This is a genomic window from Micromonospora solifontis (assembly GCF_003725545.1).
In the GTDB taxonomy this organism is placed as follows: domain Bacteria; phylum Actinomycetota; class Actinomycetes; order Mycobacteriales; family Micromonosporaceae; genus Micromonospora; species Micromonospora solifontis.
Genome location: NZ_RJLN01000023.1, coordinates 18,363 through 34,257, shown reverse-complemented (window position 1 = coordinate 34,257; position 15,895 = coordinate 18,363). Strand labels below are relative to the sequence as shown.

The window sequence follows — 15,895 nt, the reverse complement described above, 5'->3', positions numbered from 1 at the left end:
GGCCGGGGCCGCGAGACGCCATCCTCAGGCCAGGTCCGCGCAGAGGTCGTGCACGGTGCCGTGCCGCATCGTGAGGGTCTTGATGCCGGTCGGGCTGAACTGGACGACGTACTCACCGTCGATGATGTACAGCCCCTTGGGCAGGGTGCCGCCGTTCTCCCGGAACCCGAACAGCACCGGCCCGGTCACGTACCAGGTCATCGAGCCGTCGGTGCCGTACTCGATCCGGGCGCTGCCGCTGGCGTCGGTGATGGTGCTGGCCCCGGTCTCCAGGTTGGTCAGCCGGCCGATGAGCGCACCCTGGTAGAGCTCCCGCTCCGGGGAGCCGTCCGGGTACGTCGACACCGTCAGCTTCCGGACCTCGTCCACGATCGACTCCGACCGTACGGCGAAGTCGCAGCGTGCCCCGGCGGGCAGCTCGAACTCCTCCTGCGGCGCCGGCTCCCAGGCCCCGGGGGCGATGTCGCCGCTCGCCGCGGCGGCCGGGACCGGTACGGCGGCGACGAGTGCCGCCGCGACCAGGGCCGCTCCGACGGTCTTCAGGAAACGCATGATCACTCCATCCGTGCTCGCGTGGTGGGACCGGCCCAGCGTCGCCGGGCCCGCTCACCATCCGCTCACCGCGCGACCCGCGTCGACCGGCCCGGCGGGCGGCCCTGCCGGATGGCCGGCGGCCGGCGGACACACCACCGGCTCACCGGAGCGACAACCTCGGGCGAGGGCCAGGCGGTTTCCAGTGACATGGACTTCCGCCTGCTCGGACCGTTCGAGGCCCGCCATCACGGTCAGCCCGTCGAGGTCGGCAGTCGGCGTCAGGAGCGCTGCCTCCTCGGCGTGCTGCTGCTCGAACCCGGCCGGCTGGTCGGCACCGACCGCCTGATCGACCTGCTCTGGCACGGCTCGCCGCCGGCCTCGGCCCGGGGTGCGGTGCACACGTACATCGGGCGGTTGCGGGCATCGCTGACGCCGTACGGGGTGCGGATCAGCACCCGCGGCGACGGCTACCTGGTCGAGAGCGACGGTCACCAGGTCGACGTGGTGGACTTCGCCGGCCTGATCCGGCGGGCGGGCGAGGTGGGTGATCCCGCCGAGCGGGTCCGCCTGCTCGACCGGGCGCTGGGCCTCTGGCAGGGCCCGCTGCTCGCCGACACGGCCGACGACGAACTGCGGGAACGGCTGGCGGCCCCGGTCGAGGAGCTGCGCCTGGTCGGGGTCGAGCTGCGGGCGGAGGCGCGGCTCGCGCTGGGCCAGCACCGCCGGGCGATCGGCGAACTGACGCCGCTGGTGCCCCGCCACCCGACCCGGGAACAGCTCGTCGCGGCCCTGATGACCGCCCTGCACCGGGGGGACCGGCGGGCCGACGCGCTGCGGCTCTACCGGACCACCCGGGATCTCCTCGTGGCGGACCTCGGGGTCGAGCCGGGTTCGCGGCTGCGCGAGGTGCACCGCCGCATCCTCGACGGTGACGACCGGCTCGACCGTCCCGACCGGCCGATGTACGAGGTACGGGTACGCGACGAGAGCCTGCCGTGGGCCGTCGGTGGGCATCCCGCGCTCGACTTCTGCAACACTCTCGCGGGCTGCGGGCTCGAATCCGCGCCGCCTCGCGGCGAGTGGCTACGCGGCTACCGGACCCTGGCCGTGTGGAGCGGCCACGCCGGCCTGACCGATGAGGTCTCGGTGAGCCGACTGCTCCACCTCGCCCGGCGCGACCCCGCCGCGGCCGACGGCGTGCTCACCGAGGCCCGGGCGCTGCGCGCCGCGCTGTACGCCTGCCTGGTCCACCCCGACGACCGGCCGGCCTTCGACACGGTCGCCCGGTACGCGGAGGCCGCGGCCGGGACGATGGTGTTCCGGCGTGAGGCCGACGGCCGGGGCCGCTGGTGGCCGGAACTCCGCGCCGGGCTCCGGCTGCCCCTGCACGCCGCCGCGTGGAGCGCCGCGCAGTTGCTCGCCGACCCGCGCCGGCTCACCGTCCGGGCCTGTTCCGACGAGCGGTGCGGGTGGCTCTTCCTCGACGAGAGCGGCCTGCGCTGTTGGTGCAGCCTCGGCACCTGCGGCGGCCGGGCCGCCGGGCTGCCCTGCCGCAGCGCCTGACGCCGGCTCCCGGCCGGCCGGCGGGTACGGCGGCGCCGGGCGGGGCGCGCTGGTCGGCGCGGTGCGGCGCGGGCGGCTACGCTCGCCGGGATGTCGAGTGACGCCGCCTCCGACCAGTCCGCCGCCGACGGCTACCTCCAACGCGCCCAACTTCTCGCCGAGCTGGGCCGGTACGACGAGGCTGTCGGCGAACTCAGCTCGCTGATCGCGACCGACCCGGGCCACGCCGAGGCGTTGACCATGCTGGCCCGGATGCACCTGGCGACGGACCGCTCCGCGGCGGCGCTCGACGCCGCCGTGGCGGCCGTGGCGGCCGCGCCGACCGCCGTACCGCCGCTGGTGGCGCGCGGGTTCGCGCTGGTGGACCTGGGCCGGTGGCAGGCCGCCGCGAGCACCGCGGACGAGATCCTGGCGCTCGGGCCGACCGACGCGTACGCCCAGCGCAGCGCCGCCGCGATCCTGTCCGGCTCGCGCAACGGGCAGCAGGCGCTCAACGCCGCGTGGCGGGGCGTCGAGCTGGCGCCGGAGGAGCCGCAGGCGCACCTGGTGCTCGGCCTGGTCTCCGCCCGGCTGGAGCTGTACGACCTGGCCGAGCGGGCGTACCGGGAGGCGCTGCGGCTGGATCCGGAGCTGGCCGAGGCGCGGCACGACATGGGCGTGATCCGGCTGGAGCAGCGGCGCTACGCGGAGGCCCTGGAGCACCTGACCGAGGCGGCCACGATGGACCCGGCGCGCGGCGACGCGGGCCGGACCATCGCCGACGGGATCCGGCGGCTGGTCATCTACGGCGCGGGCTGGTCCCTGGTGGCCGCGGTGCTGGTCGCCTTCCTGGCGCCCGCCGCGCCGGGCCTGTCCCGGGTCGTCGCGGTGCTGGCGGCGCTCGGCGGGGCGCTGCTGGTCTGGCGGTACGCGGCCCGGCTGCCCGGCCTGCTGGGGACAATCCTTCCCGGGCTGCTCCGCGCCGACCGCAGCCTGGCCCTGGCGGTGTACGCGGTGGCCGGCGCGCCGGTGCTGCTGGTGCTCTACGCGCTGGTCGGCGGCCCCTGGCCGCTGGTGGCCTCGATCACGGTGGCGATGATCGCCGAGTTCGCGGTGCTCGCCCGACGCTGAGGTTATTCCCTCTCCCGCCCGTGACCATGGCTACGTGTGGGTGGGGGTGGCCGCGGGGTCCCGGACGGCATCGAGCTGGACGTCGCCGCCCCGCTGCTCTGCGCCGGCATCACCACCTACTCGCCGCTGCGGCACTGGGGCGCCGGCCCCGGCAAGCGGGTCGCCGTCATCGGCCTCGGCGGGCTGGGCCACATGGCGGTCAAGCTGGCACACGCCATGGGCGCCGAGGTGACCGTGCTCTCCCAGTCGCTGAAGAAGCGGGAGGACGGGCTGCGGCTCGGCGCCGACCACTACCACGCCACCTCGGACGAGGCGACCTTCACCGAGCTGGCCGGCTCGTTCGACCTCATCGTGAACACCGTCAGCGCGAAGATCGACCTCGACGCGTACCTGCGGCTGCTGGCCGTGGACGGGACGCTGGTCAACGTGGGCGCGCCGGAGGATCCGCTGTCCGTGCACGCGTTCTCGCTGATCCCTGCCCGCCGGTCGTTCGCCGGCTCGATGATCGGGGGCATCGCCGAGACCCAGGAGATGCTCGACTTCTGCGCCGAGCACGGGCTGGGCGCGGAGATCGAGGTCATCCCGGCCGAGAAGATCAATGAGGCGTACGAGCGGGTGCTCGCCTCCGACGTGCGCTACCGCTTCGTCATCGACGCCTCGACGTTCTGATCCAGGCGTATGAGAGGGGCCGCGTCCGTCCGGGCGCGGCCCCGTCCGCGTCAGCCGCGGCGCGCCCAGGTCCAGGCGTACGCGTCGTCCTCGCAGGCGGTCGCCGCGTCGCACAGGTCCAGCGGGCGGAAGGTGTCCACCATGACCGCCAGCTCGTCGAAGAAGTCCACCCCGATCGAGCGCTCGGCCGCACCGGGCTGGGGCCCGTGGGTGAAGCCGGACGGGTGCAGCGAGATCGAGCCCTGCTCGATGCCGGAGCCGCGCCGGGCCTCGTAGTTGCCGCCGGTGTAGAAGAGCATCTCGTCGGAGTCGACGTTGTGGTGGTTGTACGGCACGGGGATGGCGTCCGGGTGGTAGTCCACCTTGCGCGGCACGAACGAGCAGATCACGAAGTTCGGGCCCTGGAAGGTCTGGTGCACCGGCGGCGGCTGGTGGATCCGGCCCGTGATCGGCTCGAAGTCGTGGATGGAGAACGCCCACGGGTAGAGGTGCCCGTCCCAGCCCACCACGTCGAACGGGTGGTTCGCGTAGCCGTACCTCGTCCAGCCGCGACGGTGCCGGACCAGCACCTCCACGTCGGTCTCGTCGACCAGCAGCGGGGTGTCCGGCCCTCGGACGTCCCGCTCGCAGTACGGCGAGTGCTCCAGGAACTGCCCGCGCACCGAGAGGTAGCGCTTGGGCGGGCCGATGTGCCCGGCCGCCTCGACGGCGAGCAGCCGGGTCGGCTCGTCGCCGGTCGGCACCAGGCGGTGGATGGTCGACGTCGGGATGATCACGTAGTCGCCGGCCACCGCCTCCAGCACACCGAATGGCGACTCGACGCGCAGCGACCCGGACTCCAGGTAGAGGCAGTGGTCGCCGGTGGCGTCCCGGAACAGCGGGGAGGGCCGGTCGGCCAGCACGTACGCGATCCGCACGTCGTCGTTGGCCAGCAGGTACTGCCGACCGAGCACCGGGTCCGCCCCGGTCCCGTCGAGCTTGTGGGTACGCAGGTGGCGCGGCTTCAACGGCAGGTTCGGCACCCGGGTGAAGGCGGGCGGGGTGAACTCCTCGGCGGCCACGATCGCGGTCGGCGCGTGCCGGTGGTAGAGCAGCGACGAGTCGGACGAGAAGCCCTCCTGGCCGACCAGCTCCTCCGCGTACAGGCTGCCGTCGGGCTGGCGGAACTGGGTGTGGCGCTTGCGGGGCACCTCGCCGATCCTGCGGTAGTACGGCATCTCGCCTCCCGATATGTCCCGTTCTCCGGCCGATCGCGTCCGGTAATCGGACGCTGTTGTCCGTTCCTCGTAGCGTCCCGTAGATTCTTGTCTCGTGTCAACGCAGGTGACCCGTCTCTTCGCCGGTCTGGTCGACGACGCTGCCGTCTTCCCGCCCGGCAGCGCGTCGCTGCCGGACGCGGTGACCGCCCACCACCGCCACCGCGCCGCCTGGTACGCCGACCTGGTCGGCCCGCTGCTGCTGCCCGCCTCGGCGCTGCCCGACCTGCCCGGCCTGCTCGAACCGGAGGCGGCCCTGGCCGTCGGGGTGATCGGTGACGTGCCGGTCGGCCGGCTGGAGGCGGCCCTCGCCGAGGCCGACCCCCGGCTCACCGTCCGGCAGGTCGAGGCGGCCGTCGCCAAGCGCGGCGAGGATCCCCAGCCCGGCCTCGCTGACCTGGTCAAGCTCGCCGAGCGGCTGGCCGGCACCACGGTCTACGCCGAGATCCCGCTGACCTTCGGGTTGATGGGCGCGCTGGACACCGTCGCCGAGGCGCGGGCCGGCGGGCTGCCCGTCGCCGCCAAGTTCCGCACCGGCGGGCTGGCCGCCGAACTCTTCCCGACCCCGGTCGAGCTGGCCGCGGTGATCTGCGCCTGCCGGGACCGGGGGCTGCCGTTCAAGCTGACCGCCGGGCTGCACCACGCGATCCGGCACCGCGACCCGGAGACCGGCTTCACCCACCACGGCTTCGTGAACGTGCTCGCCGCGACCCTGGCCGCGGTGGCGGGCGCCGAGGTGGACGGGGTCGCCGAGCTGCTCGCCGCCACCGACCCGGTACGCGTGGTCGAGCGGGCCCGCGCCCACCGCGACGCCGACCGCCCGCTCTGGGTGGGGTACGGCTCGTGCAGCATCTCCGAACCACTGACCGACCTGATCCGGCTGGGGCTGATGAACGGGGGCTTCGAGGAATGACCTGGGTGACCGGTGCCGACGGTTCGCCGTACGGCGTGACCAACCTGCCGTACGGGGTGTTCCGGCACGGCGAGCGCGCGCCGCGGGTCGGCGTACGCATCGGCGACTTCGTGCTGGACCTGGCGGGCGCGGAGGAGGCCGGCCTGGTGCTGGCCGCCGGGGCGCTGGGCCGGCCGACGTTGAACGCGTTCATGGCGCTGGGCCGTCCGCAGTGGACCGCCGTCCGGCAACGGATCACCGAGCTGCTCACCGACGGGGCGCACCGCGCCGCGGTGGAGCCGCTGCTGGTGCCGCTGCGCGAGGTCGAACTGCTGCTCCCGTTCGAGGTGGCGGACTACGTCGACTTCTACTCGTCCGAGCACCACGCGTCGAACGTCGGGCAGATCTTCCGCCCCGGCCAGCCGCCGCTGCTGCCGAACTGGAAGCACGTGCCGATCGGCTACCACGGCCGGGCCGGCACGGTGGTGGTCTCCGGCACCCCGGTGGTCCGGCCGAGCGGGCAGCGGGCCACCGCGCAGGGCCCCACCACCGGCGCGTCGGTCCGGCTGGACATCGAGGCCGAGGTCGGTTTCGTGGTCGGGGTGCCGAGCCGGCTCGGCGACCGGGTGGCGGTGGACGACTTCGCCGACCACGTCTTCGGCGTGGTGCTGGTCAACGACTGGTCCGCCCGGGACATCCAGGCCTGGGAGTACCAGCCGCTCGGCCCGTTCCTGGGCAAGTCCTTCGCCACCTCCGTCTCGGCCTGGGTCACCCCGTTGGACGCCCTCGCCGACGCCTTCGTGCCCGCCCCGGACCAGGACCCGCCGGTGCAGGACTACCTCCGCGACACCCCGCACCTGGGGCTGGACCTCACGCTGTCGGTGGAGTGGAACGGCGAGCGGGTGGCCGAGCCGCCCTTCGCCACCATGTACTGGACCCCGGCCCAGCAGCTCGCCCACCTCACGGTCAACGGGGCGTCGCTGCGCACCGGCGACCTCTACGCCTCCGGCACCGTCTCCGGTCCCGAACGCGGTCAGGTCGGCTCCTTCCTCGAGCTGAGCTGGGGCGGGGCCGAGCCGGTCAAGTTCGCCGACGGGAGCGCCCGGACCTTCCTGGAGGACGGTGACACGGTGACCGTCACCGCCACCGCCCCGGGCCCGAACGGCACCACGATCGCCCTCGGCGAGGTCACCGGAACGGTCCTCCCGGCCCGCTGACGTCACGCATCCGTCTCCCCGTGCCCGGTCGCACCCGCTGTGCGACCGGGCACGTCGCCATCCCCGTTGATCGTCGCGGATTCCGCACGTCCGGCGGTGCGAGCTGGGCGTGCCCGAGCGGAACAGGAGGGAGCGAGGCATGACCGAGCTGACCGGCGCCGTCTGGCGCACCAGCAGCCGTTCCAACGACCAGGGCCTCTGCGTCGAGGTGGCGACCAACGTGGTGGCCGGGCACGGCCTGGTGGGGATACGCGACTCGAAGGACCCGTCCGGTCCGGCGCTCGCGGTCAGTCCACCGGGCTGGACGGCGTTCGTCGCCGCGATCCGGGCCGACGCCTTCCGCGGCTGACGCCGACGCCCCCGGACCCCGGTGCCCCGATCGGGGCACCGGTGGTGGAAATGTCACCGCAAGCCTCGCCGTTTCCCGTTCACGCCCCGTACCGTGGACGACACGGGAGGTGCCATGTCGACGGTGACGGTTTCCGCATTCATCGAAGCGCAGGACGTCGACGTGTGGCGGCTCCTCACCGACCTCCCCGCACGGGCCGGCTGGCTCTCCGCCGTCGGCGCGGTCGACGTGCTCACCCCCGGTCCCTTCGGCCCCGGCACGGCCTGGTGCGAGACCCGGGTCCGGCCGGACGGCGCCGCCGAGCCGGAGGAGTTCGTGGTGGTCGAGGCGGCCGCCCCGACGCGACTGGTGCTCAGCTCGCGGGGCGCCGGAGCGGACTACCGGATCACCTGGCGGCTGCGGACCGTCGAACGCCGCCGGCGCGGCTGCACCGAGGTCACCGTCGAGCAGGAGGCCGCGCCGACCGCCCCGTACGGCCGGGTGCTGGCGCTGATCCTCGGCGGCCTGGCCGCCCGGGCGGTCGAGGGTGCCCTCCGGCGCGACCTCGCCGACCTGGCCGCCGCGGTCACGCCCGCCCCCACCGCCGAGGCCGCCTGAGCCGGACCGCCCGCCTCCGGGGACGCCGCGCTGCGGCCGGAACGCCCGCCGCCGGGGACGCCACGCCGGCGCGTCTGACGCCGCGCTGCGGCCCGAGCGCCCGCCTCCGGCAACGCCACGCCGGCGCGTCTGACGCCGCGCTGCGGCGTGGCGTTGCCGGTCGATAGGGTGCCGGGCGGAGGTGTGGGATGGGGTTGCCCCTGGGGCGGCGGCGGATCGTGGTGGCGCTCGCGGCGGTGCTCGCCGTCGGGGCGGCGGCCGTCGTGGTCCACCGGGTCCTCGCGCCGGCCGAGGTGAGCACGGTCGCCCGGGGCGCCTACCCGGCCGCCCCGGACCCGGAGCCCGGGGTGATCGGCCGGCTGCCGGCGGCCCCGCTGATCGTGGACGGCCGGCTCCGGGTCTACGCCGGCCCCCGCCAGGTGTACGCCGACCAGCCGGTCGACCGGCGGTACCGGGTGACCCCGTTCTGGTCGTACCGGCGCTGGCCGGCGAAGCTCGACGGGGTGCTCGCCGAGGGCACCACCGTGGTCAGCCGCTGGTCGGACGGGGAACTGGTGGCGCTGGACGCGCGTACCGGCCGGGTGGCCTGGCGGGCCGACGGGCCGGAACCCGGCGAGCTGCCGGAGCCGCGCCGCACCTACGCGGCGACGGTGTGGAACCCGGCCGGGCTGCACGTCGCCCGGATCGCCGCCGGCCGGACCGTGCTGGTCGCGGCCGGTGTCGGCCGGCTCGACGGGTACGACCTGGCCGACGGCCGCCGGCTCTGGCGGGTCGACCGGGAACGGGGCTGCCTCGGCGCGGCGGGCACCACCGCCGCCGGTGAGGTGCTCGGGTTGGACGCCTGCGCCGGGCCGGAGGCGGTCGAGTTCCGGGACGCCGCCACCGGCGCGGTCCGCATTCGCTGGCGGCCGCCGGACGCCCCGGAGGAGTTCGTGCTGACCCCGGTCGGCTGCCGGCAGGCGCGCTCGGGCTGCCGGGGCCTGCGCATCTCCGGTCGCGGCGACGGCAGCGGTCGGGGCTGGCTGGTCGGCTCCGGTGCGCCGGTGGCCGCGCCGGCCCTCGACGGCGCGGACACCCAGCTCGACGGCGAGCGGGTCGTCGGCACCTCGGCCGGGGTGGTGACCGGCCGGTCCGCCCGCACCGGCGAGGAGCTGTGGCGGCGGGCCGACCTCGGGCCGGTCCGGATCATCGCGGTCGAGCCGGGCCGGATCCACCTGTTGACCGAGCGGCGGGACCTGATCACCCTCGACCCGGTCACCGGCGCGGAGCGGTCCCGGTTCGCGCTGGACATCGGCCGCGACGGGATCGGCTGGCAGCCCGGCCGGGCGTACGCGGCGGGCGGCTACGTCGCGGTGGAGCGGGCCCGCGAGCGGGCCGTCCCCGACGACGACGACCAGGCGTACTTCCTGGTGGCCGAGCCGGTGCTGCTCGCCGCGACCTGAGCCGCGGCGAGCAGCCGCAACGGCTCAGGCGAGCGCGGCCTCGGCGGCGGCCAGGAAGGCGTCGTTCTCGGCCGGCGTGCCGATGGTGACCCGGACCCCGTCGCCGGCGAACGGCCGGACGATGACGCCGCGCGCCTCGCACGCCTTGCCGAAGTCCACGGCCCGCTCGCCGAGCGGCAGCCAGACGAAGTTGGCCTGGCTGGACGGCACGTCCGGGACGAACTTGCGCAGCGCCTCGGTGACCCGGTCCCGCTCGGCGACGACCAGCGCGCACCGGCGTCCGACCTCGTCGGCCTGGGCGAGCGCGGCGAGCGCGCCGGCCTGGGCGGCCATGCTGGTGGAGAAGGGGGTGACGACCTTGCGCACCGCGGCCGCCACCGTCGGCTCGGCGACCAGCCAGCCGATCCGCAGGCCGGCCAGCCCCCACGCCTTGGACAGCGTGCGCAGCACCGCCACATTCGGCCGGTCCAGGTAGCTGAGGGCGTCCGGCACCTCCGGGTCGGTGACGAACTCCCGGTACGCCTCGTCGATCACCACCAGGACGTCGTCTGGCACCGCGTCGAGGAAACGGTCCAGCTCCGCCTTCCGGACGGCGGTGCCGGTGGGGTTGTTCGGGTTGCAGACCAGGATCATCCGGGTCCGGTCGGTCACCGCCGCCGCCATCGAGGCCAGGTCGTGCCCGTGGCCGGCGTCGTTCGGCACCCGCACGCTGGTCGCGCCGCTGGTCGCCGCGATGATCGGGTACGCCTCGAAGGACCGCCACGAGTAGAGCAGTTCGTCGCCGGGCAGGCAGGTGGCCCGCACCAGGTGCTCGGCCAGCGCCACCGACCCGCAGCCGGTGGCGATCCGGTCGGGGTCGACGCCGTACCGCTCGGCGAGGGCCTGCCGCAGTGCCACCACGCCCATGTCCGGGTAGCGGTGCGACCCGGCGACCGCCTCGGTGACCGCCTCCACCACACCCGGCAGCGGGCCGTAGGGCACCTCGTTGCTGGCCAGCTTGATCGCCTCGGGCAGGCCCAGCTCGCGGGCCAGGTCGGCCGGGCTGCGTCCGGGCACGTAGTTGGGCAGCGCGTCCAGGTCGGCGCGGGTCAGCCGCAGCGGAGGCTGGTGACGTCCGGTGTCGGTCATGGGGTGTCTCCCGGGGGGTTGGCGCGGTCGCGCGCGGTGGTACGGGTGTCGGGTCTGACGCGGGGCAGTTGGACCACCACGGTCTGCGCACGCTTGTCGTGCAGCGCCTGGCGCAGCGGCTGGTCGAAGAGCAGGGAAACCGCGTCGACGAACTGGAGCAGCAGCCCGAAGCCGCAGCAGTACCAGAGCATGGTGGGCAGCCCGAGGGTGGTCCAGCGCCGGGTGGCCCGGCCGAAGCCGAGCGGCTGATCCGCCTCGACCGGCACCGCCCGGACGCCCACGACCCGCTTGCCGAAGGTCTGCCCGCGGGCCGCCATCGAGGGCACCTCGTACGCGAACCAGAGCGCGGTGGCGATCAGCAGGATGACGATCTGGAGGCCGCCGGCCTGGTCCCCGGGCTGGGGGAGCCCCTCGGTGGAGCCGTTGCCGGCCAGCGCCCGACGGAAGGATTCCCGCAGGTAGGGCGCGACCTCCTCGACGTACCGCCAGACGAACCAGCCGTTCACGGCGACGTTGAGCAGGAAGACCACGCCGAAGTCGATCAGGCGGGCGACCAGCCGGGCCCCGTACGTGGCGAGCGGCAGTCCGTGCGGCTGCGGCAGGGGCGGGCGCCCCGGCCAGGTCGGGTACGGCCAACCCGGCGGCGGCCCGGAGGGCGCCCCGGCACCGGTCGGCTGCCCCGGCCAGTGCCCCGGGCCGGTCGGCTGACCCGGCCACTGAGCCGGCTGCCCGGGGTACGGACCGACGCCGGGGTGACCTGGCTGCGGTGCGGGACCCGGCTGCCCCGGGTGCGCCGCGGGAACGCCGGGCGCCGGCGCGGCGACCGGGGCCGGCTCGGCCGGCGGCGGGCCCTCGGGCGGAGTGGCGTCGACCGGGATGGGCGCGCCGACCCACCCCTCCCCGTCCCAGTACCGCCGGGTCTCGGGGTCGGCGGGGTCGACGTACCAGCCGGGCCGCACGCTCACGACCGTGCCTCTCTGCTCACGATGCCACCTCAGTTCGCGACTGCGGGGCTCGCAGACCCGGCTCACTCCTCGCGCTCACGGTGCAACCTTAACGACGACGGTGCCGGCGGCCTTGTCGTGCAGGCACTGCTGCCAGGGCTTGTCCCACAGCTGCCAGAACCCGTCGACGTAGCTGAGGAACGGCACCAGCGAGCCGGCGACGAACTCGACCAGGTACCGCTTGCCCAGCACCCCCCGGGTCAGGGTGGCGCCCGGCTCGAGCGGGACGATCCGCAGCTTCATCACCTTCTTGCCCAGGGTCTGGCCGGTCCGGCGGGCGTACTCGACGTGGTAGAGCCAGTAGAAGACCAGCAGGACCGCGAAGATCCCCAGTTCGGCGACGAGCACCGGCAGGAAGAAGTCGGTGAACAGCGCCGACGGGTCGGGTCCGGTCACGGTCCCGTCCGGGCCGGGTGCCGGCATCTGGTCGATCATCCGGACGACCAGCCAGACCAGGACCGGCGCGAAGAGCACCATCGTCACCGCGCTGGCGATCAGGGTGTCGATCAGCCAGGCCACCAGCCGCTCGCCGAAACCGGCCAGGGGTCGGCCGTCCGGGGCCAGGGCCGGCGGCGCCGACCCGGCGGGTGGGGCGTACCCCGGGGGTGGCGGCGGGTAGCCCGGCAGGCCGGCGTACGTCGGCGGGGTGTGCTGCGCGGGCGGGTGCGGCCCGGACGGCGGTGCGAAGCCGCCGCCCGCGGGCGGGGGCCCGGCGGGCGGCGGCGGGGTGCTCGGGGGAGGCAGGGTCACGCGGACAGTGTTACAGGTTGCCGCGCCGCTCCTGCTCCCGCTCGATGGCCTCGAACAGGGCCTTGAAGTTGCCCTTGCCGAAGCCGAGGGAGCCGTGCCGCTCGATCAGCTCGAAGAAGACGGTCGGGCGGTCCTGCACCGGCTTGGTGAAGATCTGCAGCAGGTAGCCGTCCTCGTCCCGGTCGACCAGGATCTTGCGGGACTGCAGCTCCTCGATCGGCACCCGCACCTGGCCGATCCGGGCGCGCAGCTCCGGGTCCTCGTAGTACGAGTCCGGGGTGTCCAGGAACTCGACGCCGGCCGCGCGCATGGCGTCGACGCTGGCCAGGATGTCGTTGGTGGCGACGGCGATGTGCTGGGCGCCGGGGCCCTGGTAGAACTCCAGGTACTCGTCGATCTGCGACTTCTTGCGGGCGATGGCCGGCTCGTTGAGCGGGAACTTCACCTTGCGGGTGCCGTTCGCGACCACCTTGCTCATCAGCGCGGAGTAGTCGGTGGCGATGTCGTCGCCGATGAACTCGGCCATGTTGGTGAAGCCCATGACCCGCTTGTAGAACTCGACCCACTCGTCCATCCGGCCCAGCTCCACGTTGCCGACCACGTGGTCGACCGCCTGGAAGAAGCGCTTCGGCTGGATGCCGGCGTCGATCATCGGCTGCCGGTCCACGATCGGGCCGCGGGCCACGAAGCCGGGCAGGAACGGGCCGGAGTAGCGGGACCGGTCGACCAGGGTGTGCCGGGTGTCGCCGTACGTGGCGATGGCGGCCATCCGGACGGTGCCGTGCTCGTCGCTGACGTCGTGCGGCTCGACCAGACCGGTCGCGCCCTGCGCGGTGGCGTGCGCGTACGCGGCGTCCACGTCCGGCACCTCCAGCGCGATGTCCGAGACGCCGTCGCTGTGCCGGGCCACGTGCTCGGCGCCCTCGGCGTCCGGGCGGACCGCGCCGGTCAGCACGAACCGGGCGGAGCCGCTGGTCAGCACGTACTGGGCGTGGTCCCGGTAGCCCTGCTCCGGGCCCCGGTACGCCACGCAGGTCATGCCGAACGCGGTGGAGTAGTAGTGGGCCGCCTGCTTGGCGTTGCCGACCAGGAAGTGCACGTGGTCGAGGCCCTTGACCGGGAACGGGTCCCGGCTGATGTCGTGGTCGACGGCGCCGATGAGGGCGTCGGCGTCGACCTCCTCGGTCGACTGGGGTCGGTCGATCGCCTGGGTCATGGTGGCCTCCCTCGCGTACCGGCCGGCCTCGTGGGCCGCCGTGGGTCTGCTTATCCGGCGAGGATCGCCGGGCCGCGGGGAGTTGGGCAACAGTTGGCGATATTCCTGGTCAGGTTGTGCATTCGGTACGGTGATAACCCATGAGTACTGGTCAGGATGTACAGCTCGATGAGCTGGATGCACGACTGCTCACGTTGCTGGCGGAGGAGCCGCGGATCGGGGTGCTGGAGTGCTCCCGCCGGCTCGGGGTGGCCCGGGGGACCGTCCAGGCCCGCCTCGACAAGCTGGTCGACCGGGGCGTGATCGGCGGGTTCGGCCCGGACATCTCCCCGGCGGCGATCGGCTTCGGGGTGACCAGCTTCGTCACCCTGGAGATCAGCCAGCGGCACGGTCACGACCCGGTGACCGCCCACCTGGCGGCGATCCCCGAGGTGCTGGAGGCGCACACCATCACCGGCTCCAGCGACCTGCTCTGCCGCATCGTGGCCCGGTCGAACACCGACCTCCAGCGGGTGATCGACCAGATCGTCTCGTCGGAGGGCATCCGCCGCGCCTCCACGATCATCGCGCTGGCCGAGCAGATCCCCTACCGCACCCTTCCGCTGGTCCGCTCGGCCGCCCGCGGCGCATAGCACGAGGCCGGCCGAGAAAGCGGCGCGACACGGCCGTTCGGGGGGTCGGCGCGGCGGTGATCGTCGCTACCGTGTGCGGTGTGAAGGGCCTTGGCGTACGTGGCTGGTTGCTGCTGGGGCTCATCACCGTGGTCGTGCTCGCCGCGACCGGGGTGTGGAACCCGTTCCCGACGATGTGGGACTGGGTCGACCGGAGCGAGCCGATCTCCCAGCCGGACGTGGTCTGGCAGCAGCGGGTCGGCGGCACCCCGAAGAGCGTCACCATCGCCGGCGACGCCGTGATCGTCGAGCAGCGCACCCGGGTCGAGGCGCGCAGCCTGGCCACCGGCGCCCAGCTCTGGGAGCGCAAGGCGGACTGGGCGGCGGTCGCGGGCGGCGACCGGGACCCGGTCGTCGCCGTGGGCAAGCTCCTGGTCAAGGGGTACGAGCTGCTCGACCCGGCCACCGGCGTGGTGCGCCGCCGCGACGACCAGGCGGTGGCCGTCTGGACGTACCGGAACCTGCTGCTCGACGCGCGCTGCGCCGAGGCCACCGACTGCACGCTGAGCGCCTGGGAGCCGCGCGGGACCCGGCCGCTCTGGACCGCCTTCCTGCCCGGCGTGCACAGCGGGCTGCTCGCCGACAACCCGGAACTGCTCGGCACCCGCCGGCTGGGCGCGCCGCGCATCGACGGCGGCGCGGCCGGGCCGGAGGACGTGCCGCCGCTGCTCGGCTTCCCGGTGGACGGGCGGGTGCACGTGGTGGACACCGCCACCGGCCGGGTGCTGCAGAACGTCCAGCCCGGCCGGGAGGAGCGGCTGGCCGTGATCGGCGGCCGGCTGCTCCGGATCACCGCCACCTCGCGGGACGGGAGCTGCTACTTCAGCATCTCCGGCGTCGACCCGGCCACCGGCCGGGAGGCGTGGCGGCGGACCGGGGTGAACCTGCGGACCGCCGACTACGCCGGCTGCGTGCAACGGGAGGACCCGCAGGGCGCCCGGAACGTGCTCCTCGGGGTGGCCCCGGACGGCCGCGAGGCGGTGCTCGACGGGTACGACGGCCGGCTGCTCCTCGTCGGCGCGGACGGCGAGAAGCTGCTCGCGGTCGACGACCGGTACGCGCTGGTGCGCAGCGCCGACAAGCGGTCGATCCTCGGCCGGGAACTGTCCGTCGACCACACCCGGTGGACCCGGCCGGCCGGCGGGAAGAGCGGGGCGGCGCTCACCCCGTACGCGGCGGTGATCGCCGAGGAGAAGCCGTCCCGGCTGATCGCCGTCGACCCGCGTACCGGTCGGGAGCTGGTGGTGCTGCGGACCTCGGCGAACGCCCTGGCGGTCGGCCCGAACGGCATGATCATCGGCGAGGGCCGGGAGATCGGGTACGTCCGCTGGGGCGCCGCCGCCGCGGTGCCGCCCCCGCCGGACCAGGGCGCCGTTCCCGGGCCGAACCCGGACGGGACCTACCAGCCCCCCTCTGACCAGGGCAGCTGCGGGCCGAAGAAGGAACTCTGCTGAGCTGACTCGCCGGGCGGGTGAGAGCGGCGTCCCAGGACGCCCC

The 15,895-nt window shown here is 74.5% G+C and carries 15 protein-coding genes and 1 pseudogene; 10 read left to right on the top strand and 6 right to left on the bottom strand.

Annotated features, from left to right (window positions below; translation table 11 throughout):
* Positions 1-24: 24 nt before the first annotated feature.
* Complete coding sequence (locus tag EFE23_RS10835; RefSeq protein ID WP_123240807.1) at positions 25-552, bottom strand: hypothetical protein; 528 nt, start codon at positions 550-552, stop codon at positions 25-27.
* A 189-nt stretch (positions 553-741) separates the two neighbouring features.
* On the opposite strand from EFE23_RS10835, the gene EFE23_RS10830 reads away from it, so the two are divergent.
* From EFE23_RS10830 to EFE23_RS10820, 3 genes and pseudogenes are all read left to right on the top strand, one after another.
* Complete coding sequence (locus EFE23_RS10830; RefSeq protein WP_123240768.1) at positions 742-2,097, top strand: BTAD domain-containing putative transcriptional regulator; 1,356 nt, start codon at positions 742-744, stop codon at positions 2,095-2,097.
* Between the two features lie 90 nt (positions 2,098-2,187).
* Positions 2,188-3,207, top strand: coding sequence for a tetratricopeptide repeat protein (locus tag EFE23_RS10825; RefSeq protein ID WP_123240767.1), 1,020 nt, complete (start codon positions 2,188-2,190; stop codon positions 3,205-3,207).
* Positions 3,208-3,264: 57 nt separating this feature from the next.
* Positions 3,265-3,876, top strand: a pseudogene (locus tag EFE23_RS10820) (NAD(P)-dependent alcohol dehydrogenase); the annotation flags it as partial.
* Positions 3,877-3,926: 50 nt separating this feature from the next.
* On the opposite strand, the gene EFE23_RS10815 reads toward EFE23_RS10820, so the two are convergent.
* Positions 3,927-5,093 carry a homogentisate 1,2-dioxygenase gene (locus EFE23_RS10815; RefSeq protein WP_123240766.1) on the bottom strand — a complete coding sequence of 389 codons (1,167 nt, stop codon included), beginning with the start codon at positions 5,091-5,093 and terminating at the stop codon, positions 3,927-3,929.
* 94 nt (positions 5,094-5,187) lie between these two features.
* Here EFE23_RS10815 and EFE23_RS10810 point away from each other — a divergent pair, with 94 nt between their 5' ends.
* The 5 genes from EFE23_RS10810 (at position 5,188) to EFE23_RS10790 (ending at position 9,629) form a co-directional block, all read left to right on the top strand.
* Positions 5,188-6,045, top strand: coding sequence for a hypothetical protein (locus tag EFE23_RS10810; protein ID WP_199737008.1), 858 nt, complete (start codon positions 5,188-5,190; stop codon positions 6,043-6,045).
* Positions 6,042-7,241, top strand: a complete 1,200-nt coding sequence (fahA, locus tag EFE23_RS10805; protein WP_123240764.1) for a fumarylacetoacetase — start codon at positions 6,042-6,044, stop codon at positions 7,239-7,241. The genes EFE23_RS10810 and fahA overlap by 4 nt, the downstream gene beginning before the upstream one ends.
* A 139-nt stretch (positions 7,242-7,380) precedes the next feature.
* Complete coding sequence (locus tag EFE23_RS10800) at positions 7,381-7,590, top strand: DUF397 domain-containing protein (protein WP_123240763.1); 210 nt, start codon at positions 7,381-7,383, stop codon at positions 7,588-7,590.
* Between the two features lie 114 nt (positions 7,591-7,704).
* Positions 7,705-8,187 (top strand): SRPBCC family protein, encoded by a 483-nt coding sequence (locus EFE23_RS10795; protein WP_123240762.1) that lies wholly within the window; start codon positions 7,705-7,707, stop codon positions 8,185-8,187.
* A gap of 188 nt (positions 8,188-8,375) precedes the next feature.
* On the top strand, positions 8,376-9,629 hold the full coding sequence (locus tag EFE23_RS10790; RefSeq protein ID WP_123240761.1) for an outer membrane protein assembly factor BamB family protein: 1,254 nt from the start codon (positions 8,376-8,378) through the stop codon (positions 9,627-9,629).
* A 24-nt stretch (positions 9,630-9,653) separates the two neighbouring features.
* Here the strand turns inward: EFE23_RS10790 and hisC are convergent, their stop codons facing one another.
* From hisC to hppD, 4 genes are all read right to left on the bottom strand, one after another.
* Entirely contained in the window at positions 9,654-10,757 is a 1,104-nt protein-coding gene (hisC, locus tag EFE23_RS10785; protein WP_123240760.1) for a histidinol-phosphate transaminase, read from the bottom strand.
* Positions 10,754-11,722 carry an RDD family protein gene (locus EFE23_RS10780; protein WP_123240759.1) on the bottom strand — a complete coding sequence of 323 codons (969 nt, stop codon included), beginning with the start codon at positions 11,720-11,722 and terminating at the stop codon, positions 10,754-10,756. The genes hisC and EFE23_RS10780 overlap by 4 nt, the downstream gene beginning before the upstream one ends.
* Before the next feature lie 75 nt (positions 11,723-11,797).
* Positions 11,798-12,511, bottom strand: a complete 714-nt coding sequence (locus EFE23_RS10775; protein WP_233600944.1) for an RDD family protein — start codon at positions 12,509-12,511, stop codon at positions 11,798-11,800.
* A 10-nt stretch (positions 12,512-12,521) separates the two neighbouring features.
* Positions 12,522-13,727, bottom strand: coding sequence for a 4-hydroxyphenylpyruvate dioxygenase (hppD, locus tag EFE23_RS10770; protein ID WP_123240758.1), 1,206 nt, complete (start codon positions 13,725-13,727; stop codon positions 12,522-12,524).
* A gap of 140 nt (positions 13,728-13,867) precedes the next feature.
* Here hppD and EFE23_RS10765 point away from each other — a divergent pair, with 140 nt between their 5' ends.
* Together EFE23_RS10765 and EFE23_RS10760 are read left to right on the top strand one after the other, a co-directional pair.
* Positions 13,868-14,359, top strand: coding sequence for an Lrp/AsnC family transcriptional regulator (locus tag EFE23_RS10765; protein WP_123240757.1), 492 nt, complete (start codon positions 13,868-13,870; stop codon positions 14,357-14,359).
* Positions 14,360-14,481: 122 nt separating this feature from the next.
* A complete protein-coding gene (locus EFE23_RS10760; protein WP_373683993.1) occupies positions 14,482-15,852 on the top strand; it encodes an outer membrane protein assembly factor BamB family protein in 1,371 nt (456 codons plus the stop codon).
* Positions 15,853-15,895 lie beyond the last annotated feature (43 nt).